This window comes from Pseudorhodobacter aquimaris (assembly GCF_001202025.1).
In the GTDB taxonomy this organism is placed as follows: Bacteria; Pseudomonadota; Alphaproteobacteria; order Rhodobacterales; family Rhodobacteraceae; genus Pseudorhodobacter; species Pseudorhodobacter aquimaris.
This window is the reverse complement of record NZ_LGHS01000067.1, coordinates 129,737-148,461: the sequence shown is the minus strand read 5'-3', so window position 1 is coordinate 148,461 and position 18,725 is coordinate 129,737. Positions and strand designations below refer to the sequence as shown.

The window sequence follows — 18,725 nt, the reverse complement described above, 5'->3', positions numbered from 1 at the left end:
CCGCCCCGCAGAGTACCACATACTGACCAGATCACCCGCTGATCCAAGCCGTGAGAAGAATACGATGATGCGCCCTGCTGTTTTTGCTATTGCCCTTTCCGCCCTTTTTCTGGGGTCCGCTCCGGTGCAGGCCCAAAACCTGTTTGCGCCGCGGATATATGTCAACGACCGTGCGATCACCGAATTCGAGGTGCAGCAGCGCATCCAGATGCTGCGGCTGTTCAACACCTCGGGCGATCTGGAAGAGCTGGCAACCAAGGCGCTGGTTGAGGACCGCCTGCGCATGGACGCCGCCAAGTCCTTGGGCCTTAAGGCCACGCCTGAACAAATCGCCGCCGGGATGGAAGAATTCGCCAGCCGCGTTGAGATGTCGGCAGAGCAATTCATAGCCGCTTTGGGGCAATCGGGTGTTTCCTCCCAAACCTTCCGCGATTTTGTGGAATCCGGTCTTTTGTGGCGCGAGGTCGTGCGCCGCCGCTACGCCGGCAAGATCTTTGTTTCCGATGCCGAGGTCGAAGAGGCGATTGCCCGCGCGGGCCAGAATTCCGCCATGCGCGTCCTGATCTCTGAACTGGTAATCCCGGCCCCGCCCGGTCAAGAGGCTGCTGTCATGGCCCGCGCCGAACAGCTGCGCGCCCGCATCAAGACCGAAGGCGGTTTTTCCGCGGCCGCGCGCGGCAATTCAGCGGCCCCCACAGCTGCTCGAGGCGGGCGTCTGGACTGGATGCCGCTGAAAAATCTGCCCGCACCCCTGGCCTCTTCCATCCTTGGCCTTGCGCCGGGTGAGGTGTCACCGCCGGTGCCAATGAACGGGGCTGTTGCGCTGTTTCAGTTGCGCGGTCTGGAAGAAATCAAGGGTCTGGGCCCGCAAGCCATCGAAATCGATTACGCCCAATATGTTTTGTCCGCCACGGGCGGCGTCGCTGCGGCGGCCAAGCTGCGCAGCGAGATCGACACTTGTGATGATCTTTACGGCATCAACAAGGGTAAACCGGCCGAAAACCTGATCCGGGAAACCAAGACCGCCAGCACCCTGCCTGCCAATATCGGCCGCGCGCTTGCTGATCTCGATCCCGGCGAAAGCGTGGATTACCCTGCCGGTGCCGCGCATATGTTCCTGATGCTTTGCGCCCGCACGCCGGTTCAGGAAACGCCCCCCGATGCGGATGCCGTGCGCGAACGGCTGCTCAATCAACGGGTCGGGGTTTTGGCAAATAGCTATCTCGAAGAACTGCGCTTCAACGCCATTATCCGCGAACCATAAGCGCATGGTACAGGCCCCCATCGCCCTGACCTGCGGCGAACCCGCAGGCATCGGGCCGGAAATTGCGGTGCTGGCACGCAAGGCACTGGGCGGTGATTTGCCGTTTTTTTGGATCGGGGACCCAAGGCACCTGCCTGCGGATACCAAAGTCCAGATCATCAACAGCCCGCAAGACGCCGGTGATGTGGCGGCGGATGTATTGCCCGTACTGTCCCACCCTTTTGCCAGCCCTGCCATCCCCGGCACCGCACGGCCTGAACATGCCAAGGATGTGGTTGCCGTGATCGCCCGCGCCGTGAACTTGGTTCAACAAGGGCAGGCAAGCGCGATCTGTACCGCCCCGATCCACAAAAAGGCACTCAAGGATGGTGCGGGCTTCGCCTTTCCGGGCCATACGGAATTTCTTGCGGATCTAGGCGGGGTGGACCGCGTGGTGATGATGCTCGCCTGTCCCGAATTGCGGGTGGTGCCGGTCACCATCCACATCCCGCTGGCAGAAGTGCCAAGCGCGCTGACGGACAAGGCGCTTGAGGAAACCATCCGCATTACCCACGCAGGGCTGCAACAGGATTTCGGCCTGCCCACCCCCCGCATTGCCGTGGCCGGGTTGAACCCCCATGCGGGCGAAGGCGGCGCGATGGGGGGTGAGGAGATCACAGGCATCACCCCCGTGCTGGAGCGCCTGCGCGCCCAAGGGATGCAGATCGCAGGCCCGCTTCCGGCCGATACGATGTTCCACGCCAAGGCCCGCGCGCAATACGATGTGGCGATTTGCATGTATCACGACCAAGCGCTGATCCCGATCAAGACCATCGATTTTGCGGGTGGCGTGAACCTGACCTTGGGCCTGCCGTTTATCCGCACCTCTCCCGATCATGGCACCGCTTTTGATATCGCAGGGCGTGGAATTGCAGATGCCACCAGCCTGATTGCCGCCCTGCGTATGGCGTATGAGATGGTAAATACGAGGGGCAAAAATGGCCGCGATTGACGGGCTCCCAAGCCTTTCCCAAGTGATCCGCACCCATGATCTGGTTGCCAAGAAACAGCTTGGCCAGAACTTCTTGCTGGACCTGAACCTGACGGCCAAAATTGCCCGTTCGGCGGGGGATCTGACGCAATGCGATGTGCTGGAGGTGGGCCCCGGCCCCGGAGGCCTGACACGTGGTTTGCTGGCCGAAGGGGCGCGCCGCGTGCTTGCCGTGGAAAAGGATGCGCGCTGCCTGCCTGCCTTGGCAGAGATTGCAGCCGCCTATCCCGGCCAGCTAGAGGTGGTGAACGCCGATGCGCTTGCGCTGGATGTTTCGGCCTATCTGACGCCACCGGTGCGGGTGGTGGCCAATCTGCCCTATAATATCGGCACCGAGCTTCTGGTGCGCTGGCTCTCGCCCGATGAATGGCCGCCCTTCTGGCAAAGCCTGACGCTGATGTTCCAAAAAGAGGTGGCGCAGCGCATCGTGGCCAAGCCCGGTGACAAGGCTTATGGCCGCCTTGCCCTGCTGGCCCAATGGCGCACCGATCCGCGTATTGTGCTGACCCTGCCGCCCGAAGCCTTTAGCCCCGCGCCCAAGGTCCATTCCGCCGTGGTGCATTTGACACGGCTTGACGCGCCGCGTTTTCCGGCCAATGCGGTGATGTTGTCGCGGATTACCGCGATGGCATTCAACCAGCGCCGCAAGATGCTGCGCTCCAGCCTGAAGGCGATGGGCCCTGATATCGAGGCGCGGCTAGAGGCCGTCGGCATCGCACCCACCGCCCGCGCCGAGGAAATTTCATTGGAAAAATTCTGCGCCCTATCATCGGGCTACGCCTAACCAGACGATGGGTCGGGACGAAAGAAACGGACATATTGCCCTCAGCGATACATGTAGAAAAGCCGCCTCGTCAACCTTGGCACCTTTTCAAGGATAATGGTTCCTTAATGCGCATTCATGCGCCAAGGCCCACCCTGATTTCAGCCAGATTTCTGTGCTACAAACCTCATCCTGGGCCGAATAACCTCGCATGAGATTTCCCTGATAGAGGCAAAAATCATGACGAGGAAACGCTCCGTTTTTCAAGGCGTTTAAAACTGGAACTACACCGCTATTTGGTGCTGGTTCAGTTTCATAGCGGGCGTGATGCCGCCGTTGCCCCATCGCCGGTCAACCGGTTGAGAGCAAACCGTAAGAGCGATATCTGGGCGATCATTGTCGTGAATCCATAGCCAATGTGGGCGTGATTTTGTACCTCTGAGCCTATATGAAAAATATGAGTTCCCAGCCATTCCTTGCGCGCAGCTCGATTGTATCGCTCTATACAAGCGTTCTAACGCGGCTTTTCCGGCCCGCACCTTTGTAAAATTCGTCCCCCTATTTGCATGGGTTGCAACAGCGAAGACTGATTATGTCGCTGATGCAGGGGCGGCAAAAAACCGCGACGGGTCCACCTTATGGAGTGCGTTATTTACGCGCCCCTTAAAAGATAAGTCTAGGCAACCATGTTGAAAGCGTGGGCAAGGCCCATATCAGCACCATCGCAACCACCTGCAGCACAATAAAGGGTGCCACCCCCTGATAGATCATGCCGGTTGTCACCTCCGGCGGGGCAGCCCCGCGCAAATAGAATAGCGAGAACCCAAAGGGTGGCGTCAGAAATGACGTCTGCAGGTTCACTGCGATCAACACCGCCAGCCAGATCGGATCATGGCCCATCAAAATCAGCGGCGGCACCAGAAGCGGTAGCAAGATCACCGAAATCTCGACGAAATCGAGAAAGAACCCGAGGATAAAGATAAAGGCCATCGCAAAGAACAACGCCCCTGTCGGCCCACCGGGAAGCGATTCCAGAATATCGGCGACGCGGTGCTCTCCGCCAAGGCCAACAAAGACAAGGCTAAAATAGGACGCCATCAGGATCGTCGCAAAGATCATCGAGGTAACGACCATCGTCTGCCCCATCGCGGCAAACATGATCCCCTTGCGAAATGTCGCCTGCAAGGCCGCAACGATTGCCGCAATTCCGATCAGTGCCAGCAATACATAGGCCAAAGCCATCGCATATTCCAACGGTCCCGCATCGGACCTTTGTAACCGCACGGGCGCAAGCCCTGCCGCAAAGGCAAGAACCAACAACGCCGCCGCCCCTGCAAGGATCAGTTTGCGCGGCGCACCCTGACGCATCCCCGCCAGCAAGATCGCCCCCACCGCCCCGACCGAGGCGGCCTCATTCGGGCTGGCAACCCCGCCCAGAATTGCGCCAAGCACGGCAAAGATCAACAAGACCGGCGGGGCGATAGCGCCGAAAATCTCTGCGGCCGATGGCTTTAGGGCCTGCTCACGCATCGCGGGGGCATCGCCCGGAACCAGCCAGGCACGCCCGAGGATATAGAGGATATAGATCACCATCAATAAAAGCCCCGGCACAATGGCCGCGGCAAAGGTCTGGCCAACGGAAATCGTTTCAACCGAAAACTTGCCCTGTTCGTATTGCGCTTGCTGGAATGCCGATGACATCACCTCGGCCAGAATGATCAGCAAGGTGGACGGCGGGATGATCTGACCCAAAGTGCCCGCCGTGGCCACCATTCCCGATGCAAGCCGCGGGTTATACCCGTTGCGCAACATCGCAGGCAGCGCAATCATCCCCATGGCAACAACCGTGGCACCCACAATCCCGGTCGAGGCCGCCAGCAGCGCCCCCACCAGCATCACCGAGACCCCCAAGCCGCCGCGCATAGAGCCGAACAGACGCCCCATGGTTTCCAGCAGTTCCTCAGCGATACGGGATTTTTCTAGCACCACCCCCATCAGCACAAACAAGGGGATTGCCGTCAAAACCGGATTGGTCATCACCCCGAAAAACCGCTGTGCCAAGGCCCCCATCAGCCCAAGGTCAAAAACCCCCAGCGCGGAACCGAGCAGCGCAAAGCCTGTGGCAACCCCTGCAATGGAAAACGCCACCGGATAACCCATCAGGATCACGATGATCAGGGCGGCAAACATCATCAGGTCAAGCGGCAGGGTCATGCTTTATCTCCCAAGCGGATCAAATCCCGCAACAGCGCCGACAGGCCCTGGATCAACAGTAAAATACAAAACGCCGGGATCAGGGTCTTGAGCAAGAAGGACGCAGGCACACCGCCCACCGAAATCGGCCCCTCCATGATCGACCACGACCGTCGCACCGACGGCCAGCTGTAATAAAGCAAAATCCCGAGCGACGGCAGTAACAGGCAGAGGTGGCCGAAGATATCTATCAGCGCCTTCTTGCGCTGGGACAGCGGGGCATAAAAGATATCAACCCGCACGTGGCCATTGACCAAAAGCGTATATCCCGCCCCCAGCATGAACAGGGTGGCATGCAGGTAGAGCACCGATTCATTGATGAAAATCGAGGTGTAACCAAAGACATAACGCAGCATCACAATGCCAAATTGCGCCAAGACCATGATCAGCGCGGTCCACATGACAATGCCCCCAACGCCACGATTTATCAGGTCCAGCCTGTCTGCAAAACGGTCCATCACACCCCCAGAACAAAAGGCGGCCCCGGCAAAAACCGGGGCCGCTGTTTCCAAATCAATCGCCGTAATTGAAAGCAAGGTTACGGGCGTTCATCTGGCCGTTGTCGGCCCATGGCATATATTCCACCATCAGCTTGCGATAGGCGAGGAAGCTTTCAGTGATGCGCTGAACCAGCTCATCGTCCGAATTGCGTAGCTCGTTAATCACCTCGCCCATTGCATTGCCCATGGCGATGGTGATTTCCTCGGGCCATTCGCGCAGGGTAACGCCGTGATCGGCAACCAGCGCGCGCAAGGCAAGCGCGTGTTTGGTGTTATACTCGGTCAGGACCGGGTTATACATCGATTGCGCCGCGGCCTCGACAGCCTGTTTCAGGTCATCGGGCAGATCGTTCCAGGAATTGAGGTTGATGCCACATTCCTCAGCCGAGGATGGCTCCCCCACGCCGGGACCGTAGTAATTGCTGGCAACCTGATAAAGGCCAAGCGCACTATCGCTCCAGGGGCCAATAAACTCACCCGCGTCCAGGGCGCCTGATTGCAAGGCCTGGAACATGGCCGGGCCGGACATCGCCTCAACCGCGACACCAAGTTTGGACATCACCTCGGAATTGAGGCCCGTGGTGCGGTATTTCAACCCCTTCAGGTCATCAAGCGATTTGATCTCATTGCGGAACCACCCCGCCCATTGCGGGCCCGAGTTGCCTGTCAGGAAGGGCTTGAGGTTAAAGCGCGCATACATCTCATCATAAAGCGCTTGTCCGCCGCCATGCAGCATCCAGCCGTGCTGTTCGATCGCGGTCAGACCCAGAGGCTGGCTGCCAAACAGCAAGATACCCTTGGATTTGCTGCCCCAATAGGCAGGAACGGCGTGGTAGATGTCTGCCGTGCCTTCGCTCACCGCGTCAAAGACGCCGGGACCGGGGACGATCTCACCGGCGGCAAACAACTCTACCTCGATGCGGCCGCCTGACAGTGCGGTGATGCGGTCAGCCAAGATCTGGGCGGCCACACCGGGTCCGGGCAGGTTTTTGGGCCATGCCGAAACAAGACGCCATTTGCGAACATCTTGCGCGATGGCAGGGCTGGCAAGGGCCGCGGCCCCCACGCCAGCAGCGGCGGTGATAAAATTACGTCTTTTCATTGCTCTCTCCTTGTTGAATTCGGATCATCACATTCTGTGTTATTCAACCCGGTCCCGGCAGCCTTGCCGGAAATGGGGATGCACCTCCCGACCCTATCCGAAATGCTGTCCTAACCGGAATAGCCCCCCTGTATGAAGAGCCGTTTTTTAAAAAACATCCTTTCCCAATGGGCGCTATTTCAGCACTCAAACCCCGAATGTGCATTCCTTGATCAATGACCAAACCAGCCCCGTCCTGCAAGGAAAAAATTGTTCTTAATCAATCATGTAATACATGTTTCCCTTTGACGATACCGAGGCCGCCCGGGGGAACGTATTGCCCCCCGAACCACAACGGTTTTCACATCGGTATCACCCGTGTTGGTTACTTCAAAATCCCCGGCAGATTCAGGTCATGTTCGCGCGCACAATCCAGCGCAATATCATAGCCCGCATCGGCGTGGCGCATCACGCCCGTCGCCGGGTCATTCCACAACACGTTGTTCAAACGGCGTGCCGCATCCTCGGTCCCGTCGGCGCAAATAACCATGCCCGAGTGCTGCGAAAAGCCCATGCCAACGCCGCCACCGTGATGCAGGCTGACCCAGGTTGCCCCAGAAGCGGTGTTGAGCAGCGCGTTCAGCAATGGCCAATCCGACACCGCATCCGATCCATCCTTCATGGCTTCCGTTTCCCGGTTGGGCGAGGCCACGGAACCCGAATCAAGATGGTCACGGCCGATTACGATCGGGGCTTTCAACTCACCTGAGGCGACCATTTCGTTGAACTTGAGGCCCGCTTTGTGGCGATCCCCCAGCCCGATCCAGCAAATCCGCGCAGGCAGACCCTGAAAATCAATCCGCTCGCGCGCCATATCCAGCCAGTTGTGCAGATGCTCGTTCTCGGGGAACAGCTCTTTCATCGCCTGATCGGTTTTATAGATATCCTCGGGATCACCCGAAAGCGCGACCCAGCGGAACGGCCCGATCCCCTTGCAGAACAAGGGCCGGATATAGGCAGGCACGAAACCGGGGAAGGCAAAGGCGTTCTCCAGCCCTTCTTCCTGTGCAACCTGACGGATGTTATTGCCGTAATCCAGCGTCGGCACACCGGCATTCCAGAAATCGACCATTGCAGCGACATGGGCCTTCATGCTGGCGCGCGCGGCTTTTTCCACGCCTTTAGGATCGGATTCCTGTTTCGCACGCCATTCGGCGACAGACCATCCCTGTGGCAAATAGCCATGCACCGGATCATGCGCAGAGGTCTGATCCGTCACCATATCGGGGCGCGGGCCACCGGCCTTCATGCGGGCATAAAGTTCCGGAAACACATCCGCCGCATTGCCGATCAGCGCCACAGACTTCGCCTCACCGGCCTTGGTCCATTTGTCGATCAGGGCCAATGCCTCATCCAGCGTATGGGCCTTTTCGTCGCAATAGCGGGTGCGGATACGGAAATCGGCGCGGGTTTCGTCGCATTCCACCGCCAAACAGCAAGCCCCCGCCATCACTGCCGCAAGTGGTTGCGCGCCGCCCATGCCGCCAAGCCCTGCGGTCAAGATCCATTTGCCTTTCAGGTTGCCCTCATAATGCTGGCGACCAGCCTCGGCAAAGGTCTCATAGGTGCCCTGAACGATGCCTTGGGTGCCGATATAGATCCACGATCCGGCGGTCATCTGGCCGTACATCGCCAGACCCTTCTTATCCAGCTCGTTGAAATGGTCCCAATTTGCCCAATGCGGCACAAGGTTGGAGTTGGCGATTAGCACTCGGGGCGCGTCCTTATGCGTCTGGAACACGCCGACAGGCTTGCCCGATTGTACCAAAAGCGTCTGGTCATCGTTCAACTCACGCAATGAGGCGCAGATCTGGTCGAAATCTTCCCATGTGCGGGCGGCGCGGCCAATACCGCCGTAAACCACCAGCTCATGCGGATTTTCGGCCACATCGGGGTGCAGGTTGTTCATCAGCATCCGCAAGGGGGCCTCGGTCAGCCAGCTTTTTGCGGTGATCTCGGTTCCGGTTGCGGGAAAAATGTCGCGGGTGTTGTGGCGTGGGTTTGTCATCATAGTCTCCGGTTCAGGCCAGCAGATGCGCGGCGATAATATTGCGTTGAATTTCGGAAGAGCCTTCATAGATGCGCATGATCCGCACATCGCGGGCATAGCGTTCCAGCGGGAAATCGCGGGTAAAACCATAGCCGCCGTGAATTTGGATCGCACCATCGGTCACACGCCCCGCCATCTCGGAGGCGTGAAGCTTGGCCATGCTGGACTGCATCGAAAAACGCGTGCCCTCTTGACGCAGGCGCGCCGCCTCCAGCGCGATCAATTCGGCGGCGCGCAGGTCCAGCGCCATATCGGCAAGCTGCCAACGGATGCCTTGCTTGGCCGCTAGGGGCTCGCCCCCGATGATGCGGGTCTTGGACCATTCGGTCGCAGCCGTCAGCGCGGCAGAAGCGATACCGATACACATGGCGGCAACCTCCAGCCGGCCATTGTCCAGCACCTTCATCGCGGTCTTGAACCCCGACCCTTCGGGGCCAAGCAACGCGCTTTGGGGCAGCTGGCAGTCGAAATCCAGCTCCCAGACATGGCCGCCGCGCAGGCCCATGGTTTTCTCGGCGCGGCCCGGTTGCAGGCCGGGGGTGCCTTTATCCACCACAAAGGCCGAGATCCCGCGATGGGCGGCGGCCGGATCGGTCACAGCAAAGACCACCAGAAAATCCGCAACCCCACCATTAGAGATAAAGCACTTGCGCCCCTTGAGATGCCAACCATCCGCGGTTTTCGTGGCCTTGGTGCGCATATCCGCCGGATCAGAGCCTGCAAAGGGTTCCGTCAGCGCGAATGCGCCAAGGCGGTCCCCGGTCGCGGCATCCGGCAAATAGCGCGCGCGCGCAGCGTCATCCCCGCCCAGCAAAATCGAATCCGTCGCCAGATAATGCGCCGTCAGGGCCGAGACCGTGGACCCACAAGCCCCCGCAATCACCCCGACCGCCCGCAACAGCGCCTGCGCCGAAATATCCGCCCCGCCCCAAGCCTCTGGCAGGTTCGCACCCATCATGCCGGTCTGCGCCAAAGCCCGCAGTTGGGCGTGAACAAACTCACCGCTCTCATCGGTGGCATGGGCGTGGGGGGCCAGCTCTTCGGCGGCAAAACGTTCTAGCTGCGTGATGAATGCGCATTCGGCCTCATCAAGCATATGGTACAAATCGGTCATTCCGTCCTCACAATTCCGGCAGCAATCAAGCCGCTTATCTGTTCTTCACTCAGGCCCAATGAGGCCATAACTGCCTGCGAGCCGCCGCCCAAAGCCGGCGCGCCACTGCTGGCAACTGGCTTCTCGCCATCAAAACGCACCGGCTGACCGATAACCGGCGCGGTCCCCAGCCCGTGATGCGGGATATCGGACACCAGCCCGCGCGCGATGGCATGGGGGCTACTGGCCGCCTCGGCCAGTGTCAGGATCGGCGCGGTGGGAATATGGGCCGCGCGCAGGGCCTCAACCGCCTGCGCGGTCGTCATCTGGCCCGACCACGCCTCGATCAGTGCCTTGAGCGTGGGCTCGTTTTGGGTGCGGGTCTCGTCATTGGCGAAACGCGGATCGCTGGCCGCCTCGGGCGCGCCGATCACCCCGCATAGGGCCGCAAACTGACGATCCCCCAAAACAGCGATAATCGCATGGCCATCCGATGTGGCATAAGCTCCGAAAGGCGTTGACAAGGGATGACGGTTGCCCACCCTCTCCACCGCCGATTTCGCATAGAAATGAATGGCATGGCTGGTCGGCAGCAAGGAAAATAGCGCATCGAACATCGCCACATCAAGGCTTGCCCCCTGCCCGGTTTGCGCGCGCCCCACCAAGGCCGCCGCAATCCCCCAAGCGGCATAGAGACCCGCCATCAGATCCCCCAGTGCCTCGCCCACTTTCAAGGGCGCGCCGCCCTCTTCGCCATTGGCCTCCATCAGGCCCGACATCGCCTGCACCACGATGTCATAGGCGGGCAAATCGCTGTAAGGTCCGTCTTGACCAAAGCCCGAGATGGAACAATAGATCAGCGCCGGATTGTCCTTGCGCAGGGTCTCGGCACCAAGGCCCAGCTTGGCGGCGACACCGGGGCGGAAGTTTTCCACCACCACATCGCAGGTCGCGGCCAGCTGGCGCGCAACCGCCTTGCCCTCATCTGCCTTGAGGTCCAGAACAACCGAGGATTTGCCTCGGTTGGTCAGCGCAAAAAGCGCGGAATGCCCGTCCACAAAGGGGCCGATATGGCGGTAGTCATCGCCATGCGGTGGCTCCACCTTGATGACCTCGGCCCCCAGATCGGCCATAAGGGCGGTGCAAAACGGACCAGCCAGAACGCGGGTCAGATCGAGGACACGGATACCTTGCAACGGCTTCATAACGCCAGACTCACACCGGCGGCATTTGCCAGAACGCCTGCGCGGACCAAACCGGAGGCCGCCTCAATATCCGGCGCGAGATAGCGATCCTCGGCCAAAACCGGCGAAACCTCGCGCAGGGCCGCAACGGCCGCCTGCAACGGGCCAGAGGTCTCCAGCGGTGCGCGAAAGCCGATGCCTTGCGCCGCGCAAAGCGCCTCAACCCCCAAGATCACCGAGAGGTTCGCATTCATCCGCCCCAAGCGCCGCGCGCCATGGGCGGCCATGGAAACGTGATCCTCCTGATTGGCCGAAGTCGGCGTGCTATCGGTGGAGCAGGGGTTGGCCAGATGCTTGTTCTCGCTCATCAAAGCGGCCGTGGTCACCTCGGCAATCATCAGGCCAGAGTTGAGCCCCGGCGCCGGTGTCAGGAACGGCGGCAGGTCATGGGACAGTGTCGGATCGACCATCAAGGCCACACGGCGCTGCCCGATCGCGCCGATCTCTGCCAAGGCCAGCGCGATAATATCTGCTGCAAAAGCAACAGGTTCCGCATGGAAGTTCCCACCAGATATGATGCCCGCCGAGACCACCAACGGGTTGTCGGTCACGGCATTTGCCTCGGTCTCCAATGTGGTGGCAGCAAAGCGCAAGAGGTCCACAGCGGCACCGACAACCTGCGGCACACAGCGGATGCAGTAAGGATCCTGAACGCGGGTATCGCCCTCACGGTGGCTGTCGCGGATCACCGATCCCTCCATCACCGCGCGCAAAGCGGCGGCCACGTCGATCTGGCCACGATGACCGCGCAGGCTGTGGATTTCCGGCTGCAAAGGCGCGGTTGAGCCCATAATCGCATCGGTCGACATCGCCGCCGTCACCAAGGACGCCCGCGCATTCTGCCAGCCCTCAAACAGGCCGACCAGCGCCAGTGCGGTTGAAAACTGTGTACCATTGATCAGGCCAAGCCCCTCTTTCGGGCCAAGCACCAAGGGGGATATCCCCGCCTGCGCCAGCGCCTTATCCGAGGCCATGCGCACGCCCTGATAGACCGCCTCGCCCGCACCGATCATCGTGGCCGCCATATGGGCCAATGGTGCCAGATCACCCGAGGCGCCAACCGACCCCTGAGAGGGCACAACCGGGATCACCCCATGCGCCAAGAGGGCTTCGATCTGTTCGATCACCGCCCAGCGAACCCCCGAGGCCCCACGCCCCAGCGACAGCAATTTCAGCGCCATCATCAGCCGGGTGGTCGCCTCGTCCAGCGGCTCGCCTACACCACAGCAATGCGACAGGATCAGGTTGCGTTGCAGGGTCGCGGTATCTTCGGGCGCGATCTTGACGCTGGCCAGTTTGCCAAAGCCGGTGTTCACGCCGTAAACGGCCACCGTGCCCGCTGCGGCGGCGGCAACCTGAGCACAAGCGGCCTCAACCCCCGTGCGCGCGCTTGGGTCCAGCGTTGCGATCCCGTCACCGCGCCAAAGGGTTTCAAGATTGTCCAGCGTGGTCGCGCCCGGTGTCAGCTTCATTCTTTTCCCCCAAAAATCCGCTGGTGCAGCGGGTTAAATCCAAAACGGTAGGCAAGCTCGGCCGGTGTCTCGACATTCCAGATCGCGAGATCAGCCCGCATCCCCGGCGCGATCACGCCAGTATCCGTCAGGCCCAAAGCGCGGGCGGCATGTTCGGTAACACCGCGCAGCGCCTCATCCGGCGTCATGCGAAACAGGGTGCAGCCCATGTTCATCGCCAGCAAAAGCGAGGTCATCGGTGAGGTGCCCGGATTGCAATCGGTCGCCAGCGCCATCGGCACAGCGTGGGCGCGGAAGGCCGCAACCGGCGGCATCTGCGTTTCGCGGATCGCATAAAAGGCACCGGGCAACAAAACCGCCACCGTACCGCTTGCCGCCAGCAATTTGGCATCTGCCTCTGTGGCATATTCCACGTGATCGACCGACAGCGCGCCATATTGGGCAGCCAAGGCACAGCCCCCGATATTCGAGAGTTGCTCTGCATGCAGCTTCACAGGCAGATCAAGTTCACGTGCTACATCAAAAACACGCGCTATCTGCACGGTATTAAATGCAATTCCTTCACAGAACCCATCCACCGCATCGACCAACCCTTCGGCATGGGCCGCACGCAAGGTGGGGATGCACACCTCATCAATATAGGCATCATCGCGGCCCTTATATTCGGCAGGCGTTGCATGGGCGCCCAGAAAGCTGGTACGGATACGCACAGGACGCAGATCCCCCAAGCGCCGCGCCGCACGCAGCATCCGCAGCTCTACCTCCCGGTCAAGCCCGTAGCCGGACTTCATCTCAACACAGGAAACCCCTTCGCCGATCAGCGCATCCAGACGCGGCAACGCGGATGCGACAAGGCTATCCTCATCCGCATCGCGGGTGGCCGTAACGGTCGAGACAATCCCCCCACCGGCGCGCGCGACCTCTTCATAGCTGGCCCCTTCGAGACGCATCTCAAATTCCCGCGCGCGGTGGCCGCCATGCACGATATGGGTGTGGCAATCAATAAAAGCCGGGGTCAAAAGCCGCCCCTCAAGGTCGAGCATATCCCATGAGGCATAATCACTTGGCAAGTCGGCTTGCGGCCCGACCCAAAGGATGCGCCCTGCATCCACCACCACGGCCCCTTGCGCAATGAACGGTCCGGCACCCGCCACACTGCCCCCAAGGATTACTGTCTGCGCCCCGATTTCCATCTTGATTCCCCTCGTATTTCGATTATTATGTACATACATATTAAATCTGTCAACGCGGGTGGAACCAAAAATGTCGATCATTTATGCAGAGCAAGCGCTTTTACCTGATGGCTGGGCGCAAGACGTTGCAGTCACCCATTCGGGCGGGCGGATCACAGCGGTTGAGGCGGGCGCATCCCCACAAGGCACGCGTGTTGGCACCTTGCTTCCGGCACCCACCAATCTGCATTCCCACGCGTTTCAACGTGCTATGGCGGGGCTGACGGAACGGCGCGGCCCCGACCCACGCGACAGCTTCTGGACTTGGCGGCAGTTGATGTACCGCTTCCTCGACCGGCTGACGCCCGAGGATGTGGAGGCGATCAGCGCATTTGTGCAAATGGAAATGGCCGAGGCGGGCTATGCCGCCGTCGCAGAATTCCACTATCTCCACCACGCCCCCGGCGGCACCCCCTATGACAACCGCGCCGAAATGGCGGCACGGGTTGCGGCGGCCTCGGCGCGGACGGGGCTGGGGCTGACCATGCTGCCGGTGCTGTACCAGTTCGGCGGTTGTGATGGGCGTGCGCTTGGCCCCGGTCAGAACCGCTTTGGCAATACGCCCGAGGAGTTCGTGGATTTGCTGGAGGGGGCCGCTGCGGCCATAAAGACCCTGCCCGCCGATACGGTTCTGGGCCTCGCCCCCCATTCGCTGCGCGCCGTTTCAAAGGAGGCGCTTGCCCTCGCCGCAACCCTGCGCCCTGATGCGCCGATCCATATGCATCTGGCCGAACAAACCGCCGAAGTGGATGAGGTTCTGGCCCATCGCGGCGCGCGCCCGACCGAATGGTTGCTGGCCAATGCCGATGTGGATGCACGCTGGTGCCTGATCCATTGCACACAAATGGAGCCACATGAAACCAAGGGCTTGGCCGCGACCGGCGCGGTGGCAGGGCTTTGCCCGATCACCGAATCCTCATTGGGGGACGGAATTTTTGACGGGGTTGCCTTTGCGCAGGCAGGCGGGCGTTGGGGGATCGGATCGGATAGCAACATCCGGATTTCACTCTCCGAAGAGCTGCGCACGCTTGATTACAGCCAGCGCCTGCGTGACCGTTCGCGCGCGGCATTGGCCACGGCGGATAAGTCCACCGGTCGGGTCCTGTTTGAAACCGCCGCAAAGGGCGGCGCGCAGGCCGGCGGGCGCGATGCGGGCACAATCGAGGTTGGCAAGCTGGCCGATCTGGTGGCGCTTGATGCCTCTAGTCCGGATATGGCCGGGCATCAGGGCGATACCACGCTCGACGCCTTTATCTTTGCGGGCGACGACCGTATGATCACCGACACTTGGTCGGCAGGCCGCCATCTGGTCAGCGGAGGGCAGCACCATGACCACGATGCCATCACCGCGGCCTACACGGCCTGCGTCACCAAATTGCGGGACCTATGACAATCATCACCTGGCAATCCGTTCAAGCCGAAGCGCTGCGCCGCATCCGCTCGCGCGAATGGCCCCCCGGTGGCCAAATCCCGCATGAGGCCGATTTGGCCGAGGAACTGGGCTGTTCACGCGGCACCGTGAACCGGGCGCTGCGGGATCTGGCCGAGGCGGGATTATTGGAACGCCGGCGCAAGGCGGGCACGCGTGTGCCGCTTAACCCTGTGCGCAAGGCCACGTTGGAAATCCCCATCATCCGACAGGATGTGGAGGGGCGTGGGCAAAGCTATAACTACCGTTTGCTGTCCACGCGCGAGGCCACACCCCCGCCCGAGATTTGCGAAAAGCTGTCTTTAAAAAAGCCCGACGCGCCAATGGTCCATGTTCTCGCACTGCATCTAGCAGATGATGCGCCCTTTTGTCTGGAAGATCGCTGGATCAACCTGCAAGTGGTGCCAGAGATTGCCCAGACCGACCTGACCGAGATAAGTGCGAATGAATGGCTGGTGCAAAACGCCGCCTTTTCCGCCGGCAGCTTTGCCTTTGGTGCGATGGCCGCGCCCGAAGCCACAGCGAAATGGCTCGATTGCCCTATTGGTGCGCCGCTTTTCACGCTTGACCGAACCACATGGGCAGCAGCCTTACCGATTACCTCGGTGCGGCTGTGCTATATTCCCGGCTATCAGATGCGCGCGGAAATCTGACGCCACCAATTCAAGCGCCCTGAACCCATCGCTAAACTTTGCCCCAGATTGGCGACCGACGCCCGGGCGCATCCCCGGAATTACGGATTCCAGCAGATTTTCAACCAACCGCTACAAATTCACCAAGAGAAACACTTGATATCGCACCCCCTACACCCGATATTCATTCTAGGTGGCCCGACAAGTTGTCAGGGCTGCAAACAGTTGTAACCGGAGGCTTTAATGGCTGAATATCAAACTATCAATTCGGTCGGCGCCGGCACCCGCTCCGCGCAGATTGATGTCGGGCTTCGCGCCCATATGAACAAGGTTTACGGGCTCATGTCGGTTGGCATGTTGCTGACAGGTGCTGCGGCTTGGGCGATCTCCGGCCTTGCCACAACAACCGACCCGAACCTTGCGACCGTGCAGATGGGCAATGGCACCATGCTGACTTCGCTGGGTCAGGCGATCTATCTGTCGCCACTAAAATGGGTGGTGATGTTTGCGCCGTTGGCGATGGTCTTTGCCTTTAGTGCGATGATCAACCGGCTGTCCACCGGCGCGGCCCAGCTGTTCTTTTACGTCTATGCCGCGCTGATGGGGCTCTCGATCTCTTCGATCTTTCTCGTCTACACGGGCGCATCCATTGCACAGACATTCCTGATCACCTCCATCGCTTTTGCGGGTCTGTCGCTTTACGGCTACACCACAAAGAAGAATCTGTCGGGTATGGGCACATTCCTGATGATGGGCCTGATCGGTTTGATCGTGGCGATGATCGTGAACATCTTCCTTGCCTCTTCGGCATTGGCTTTTGCGATTTCGACCATTGGCGTTTTGATTTTTGCCGGGCTGACCGCCTATGACACCCAGTCTATCAAGAACGAATATATCGCCCACGCACAGCATGGAGATAGCGAGTGGTTGGGCAAATCGGCCATCATGGGTGCGCTGCGTCTTTACCTCGACTTTATCAACATGTTCATGTTCTTGCTGAGCTTTTTGGGGAACAGAGAGTAAATTCTCTCCCACTTTTGCTAGGGAACATCGACCCTGCCGAGCACATGACTTGGCAGGGTTTTTCTATATCTGACCGTCTGTTGCATGACGCAGGCCCGCGTCGAATAGCCATGTCGCGAACGTGAGGATGGGAAACGCCCGATGCTCGCCCCTGTTCTCAACGATATGGACGCCCAGGACTTTTCATCAAAGCGACTTCAGGACTGAAACACAGAGCCGCAGTTAACCTGTATGATGGGTTAAAGGTTCTGAAGATGGCGATATCCTATTCGGACGAATGCCGCAGGCGCGTCTAATTCGGAAACCCAATGTGATATTCCAAGGCAGGTAATGACGTAACATGCACAGCTGAAAGGCGACTGGGCCAGGAACCACACGCCAACCACACGCAGAATGTAGACCTCACTGGCGCTTTGGTGACTCGACATAGCGGCCGAACATTTTCACGGTTTATCCCTCCATCAATCACCAAGAGCGCCTCCAGCCGGGTGTTTTAGCCGTGTTTGTCCCGACTGAAAATTTTTGATAAAAGCAAGCGCAGTCAGATGGTTGGCCACAAAGAAAACACCCCGCCAGACGATTGACGGGGTGCAAGACATTTAAAACTGTCGCATGGGCTTAAATCCTGCCCTGCTTTTCCTTATTCGGCGGCCTCGGCATCAGATGCCGACGACAGGGCCGACGTCTCAGCGACCTCGGCTTTGGGCTTGCGCGGTGCACGTGGTTTGCGCGCAGGTTTTACTTCTGCAGCGGGCTCGCTCGCTTCTGGACCGTTTTCCGGGGCTTCAACCGCGGCAGCTTCCGGCTTCATTTTCGGCCGACGCGGCGCCCGAGGACGACGCGTTTCCGGTGTGTCGACCAGACCGCCTTCATTCTCATCCGATTTGGAATCGATGACCTCCGACGATGCCGACTCTGCCGGACGGTTTAGCTGCCTGTTGCGGCGATCATCACGACGGTCGTCACGCACGTTCTCATCTCGCGAGGCTTCACTGCGATCCTCACGGGCATTTGGCTGCGCGCCGTCACCCCGATCAGAGTTGCGATCCCGGTTTTGATTTTCACGGTTCTGATTTTGCTGCTGGTTGTGGCTGTCTTGCTGACGCCTAGCCTCCTGCTCGGCTGCCAGCTCCCGCTGCGCCTCGGCCAGCAGGCGCGTGTAATGCTCTGCATGCTGCAAGAAATTCTCGGCGTTTACGCGGTCATTCGACAGCTGCGCATCACGCGACAAAATCAGGTATTTATCAATGATTTGCTGCGGCGTACCGCGAACCTTGCCATCGGGGCCGGAGCTGTCGAAGACACGGTTCGTGATATTACCGAGGGTGCGCGGGCGGTTCGATTTCGAACGCGAGCGGGACTTGGAAGATCTCATCTTGTCCTTTGATCCAGATCAATCTGGCTTTGCTATGCTCCGGCGGTCTGGAAAGACACGTCTTACCTGTCGTCGGCAGCATCGGGCATTTTTGGCATTGCGCGCGGGGATGAGAGCCGGATTTCACCGGAGCAAGCCCCTGTCACACCCATTTGTCTAACGATGCCATGGCGGCCTGACAAGTGAAAACTGCTGCTTTTTTGGGTTATATTGCTAAAGAACAA

Annotated in this window: 15 protein-coding genes and 1 pseudogene; 6 read left to right on the top strand and 10 right to left on the bottom strand. The window is 59.8% G+C overall.

Translation table 11 applies throughout. The features are described 5' to 3' along the window. Positions 1-64 precede the first annotated feature (64 nt). The 3 genes from AKU94_RS13235 to rsmA are packed head-to-tail and all read left to right on the top strand — an operon-like array spanning position 65 to position 3,078. The gene (locus tag AKU94_RS13235; protein ID WP_050527729.1) at positions 65-1,264 is read left to right on the top strand and encodes a peptidylprolyl isomerase; all 1,200 of its coding nucleotides are present in this window, start codon (positions 65-67) and stop codon (positions 1,262-1,264) included. A gap of 4 nt (positions 1,265-1,268) precedes the next feature. Beyond that, positions 1,269-2,255, top strand: a complete 987-nt coding sequence (pdxA, locus tag AKU94_RS13230) for a 4-hydroxythreonine-4-phosphate dehydrogenase PdxA (protein ID WP_050527728.1) — start codon at positions 1,269-1,271, stop codon at positions 2,253-2,255. After that, positions 2,242-3,078 (top strand): 16S rRNA (adenine(1518)-N(6)/adenine(1519)-N(6))-dimethyltransferase RsmA, encoded by an 837-nt coding sequence (rsmA, locus tag AKU94_RS13225; protein ID WP_050527727.1) that lies wholly within the window; start codon positions 2,242-2,244, stop codon positions 3,076-3,078. Before pdxA ends, rsmA begins: the two co-directional genes overlap by 14 nt. Before the next feature lie 263 nt (positions 3,079-3,341). Here the strand turns inward: rsmA and AKU94_RS20470 are convergent. From AKU94_RS20470 to hutI, 9 genes and pseudogenes are all read right to left on the bottom strand, one after another. After that, positions 3,342-3,571 (bottom strand): annotated as a pseudogene (locus AKU94_RS20470) (hypothetical protein); the annotation flags it as partial. A gap of 149 nt (positions 3,572-3,720) precedes the next feature. Then, positions 3,721-5,271, bottom strand: coding sequence for a TRAP transporter large permease (locus tag AKU94_RS13220; RefSeq protein ID WP_050527726.1), 1,551 nt, complete (start codon positions 5,269-5,271; stop codon positions 3,721-3,723). Next, positions 5,268-5,768, bottom strand: a complete 501-nt coding sequence (locus tag AKU94_RS13215) for a TRAP transporter small permease subunit (protein ID WP_050527780.1) — start codon at positions 5,766-5,768, stop codon at positions 5,268-5,270. The genes AKU94_RS13220 and AKU94_RS13215 overlap by 4 nt, the downstream gene beginning before the upstream one ends. 55 nt (positions 5,769-5,823) lie before the next feature. Next, positions 5,824-6,912 (bottom strand): TRAP transporter substrate-binding protein, encoded by a 1,089-nt coding sequence (locus AKU94_RS13210; protein WP_050527725.1) that lies wholly within the window; start codon positions 6,910-6,912, stop codon positions 5,824-5,826. Between the two features lie 364 nt (positions 6,913-7,276). Further along, positions 7,277-8,959 carry a urocanate hydratase gene (gene hutU, locus AKU94_RS13205; RefSeq protein WP_050527779.1) on the bottom strand — a complete coding sequence of 561 codons (1,683 nt, stop codon included), beginning with the start codon at positions 8,957-8,959 and terminating at the stop codon, positions 7,277-7,279. Between the two features lie 13 nt (positions 8,960-8,972). Then, a complete protein-coding gene (locus AKU94_RS13200) occupies positions 8,973-10,115 on the bottom strand; it encodes an acyl-CoA dehydrogenase family protein (RefSeq protein ID WP_050527724.1) in 1,143 nt (380 codons plus the stop codon). Then, positions 10,112-11,299 carry a CaiB/BaiF CoA transferase family protein gene (locus AKU94_RS13195; RefSeq protein WP_050527723.1) on the bottom strand — a complete coding sequence of 396 codons (1,188 nt, stop codon included), beginning with the start codon at positions 11,297-11,299 and terminating at the stop codon, positions 10,112-10,114. Before AKU94_RS13195 ends, AKU94_RS13200 begins: the two co-directional genes overlap by 4 nt. Continuing rightward, complete coding sequence (hutH, locus tag AKU94_RS13190; protein WP_050527722.1) at positions 11,296-12,810, bottom strand: histidine ammonia-lyase; 1,515 nt, start codon at positions 12,808-12,810, stop codon at positions 11,296-11,298. Before hutH ends, AKU94_RS13195 begins: the two co-directional genes overlap by 4 nt. Next, positions 12,807-14,003, bottom strand: a complete 1,197-nt coding sequence (gene hutI / locus AKU94_RS13185) for an imidazolonepropionase (protein WP_050527721.1) — start codon at positions 14,001-14,003, stop codon at positions 12,807-12,809. The genes hutH and hutI overlap by 4 nt, the downstream gene beginning before the upstream one ends. A 70-nt stretch (positions 14,004-14,073) precedes the next feature. On the opposite strand from hutI, the gene AKU94_RS13180 reads away from it, so the two are divergent. The 3 genes from AKU94_RS13180 to AKU94_RS13170 all read left to right on the top strand — a co-directional run bounded on the left by AKU94_RS13180 (position 14,074) and on the right by AKU94_RS13170 (position 17,126). After that, positions 14,074-15,432, top strand: a complete 1,359-nt coding sequence (locus AKU94_RS13180; RefSeq protein ID WP_050527720.1) for a formimidoylglutamate deiminase — start codon at positions 14,074-14,076, stop codon at positions 15,430-15,432. Further along, positions 15,429-16,124 carry a UTRA domain-containing protein gene (locus AKU94_RS13175; RefSeq protein WP_050527719.1) on the top strand — a complete coding sequence of 232 codons (696 nt, stop codon included), beginning with the start codon at positions 15,429-15,431 and terminating at the stop codon, positions 16,122-16,124. Before AKU94_RS13180 ends, AKU94_RS13175 begins: the two co-directional genes overlap by 4 nt. Positions 16,125-16,346: 222 nt before the next feature. Continuing rightward, positions 16,347-17,126, top strand: coding sequence for a Bax inhibitor-1/YccA family protein (locus tag AKU94_RS13170; protein ID WP_050527718.1), 780 nt, complete (start codon positions 16,347-16,349; stop codon positions 17,124-17,126). Positions 17,127-17,766: 640 nt separating this feature from the next. On the opposite strand, the gene AKU94_RS13165 is transcribed toward AKU94_RS13170, so the two are convergent. Further along, positions 17,767-18,501, bottom strand: a complete 735-nt coding sequence (locus tag AKU94_RS13165) for a DUF4167 domain-containing protein (protein WP_050527717.1) — start codon at positions 18,499-18,501, stop codon at positions 17,767-17,769. Positions 18,502-18,725 lie beyond the last annotated feature (224 nt).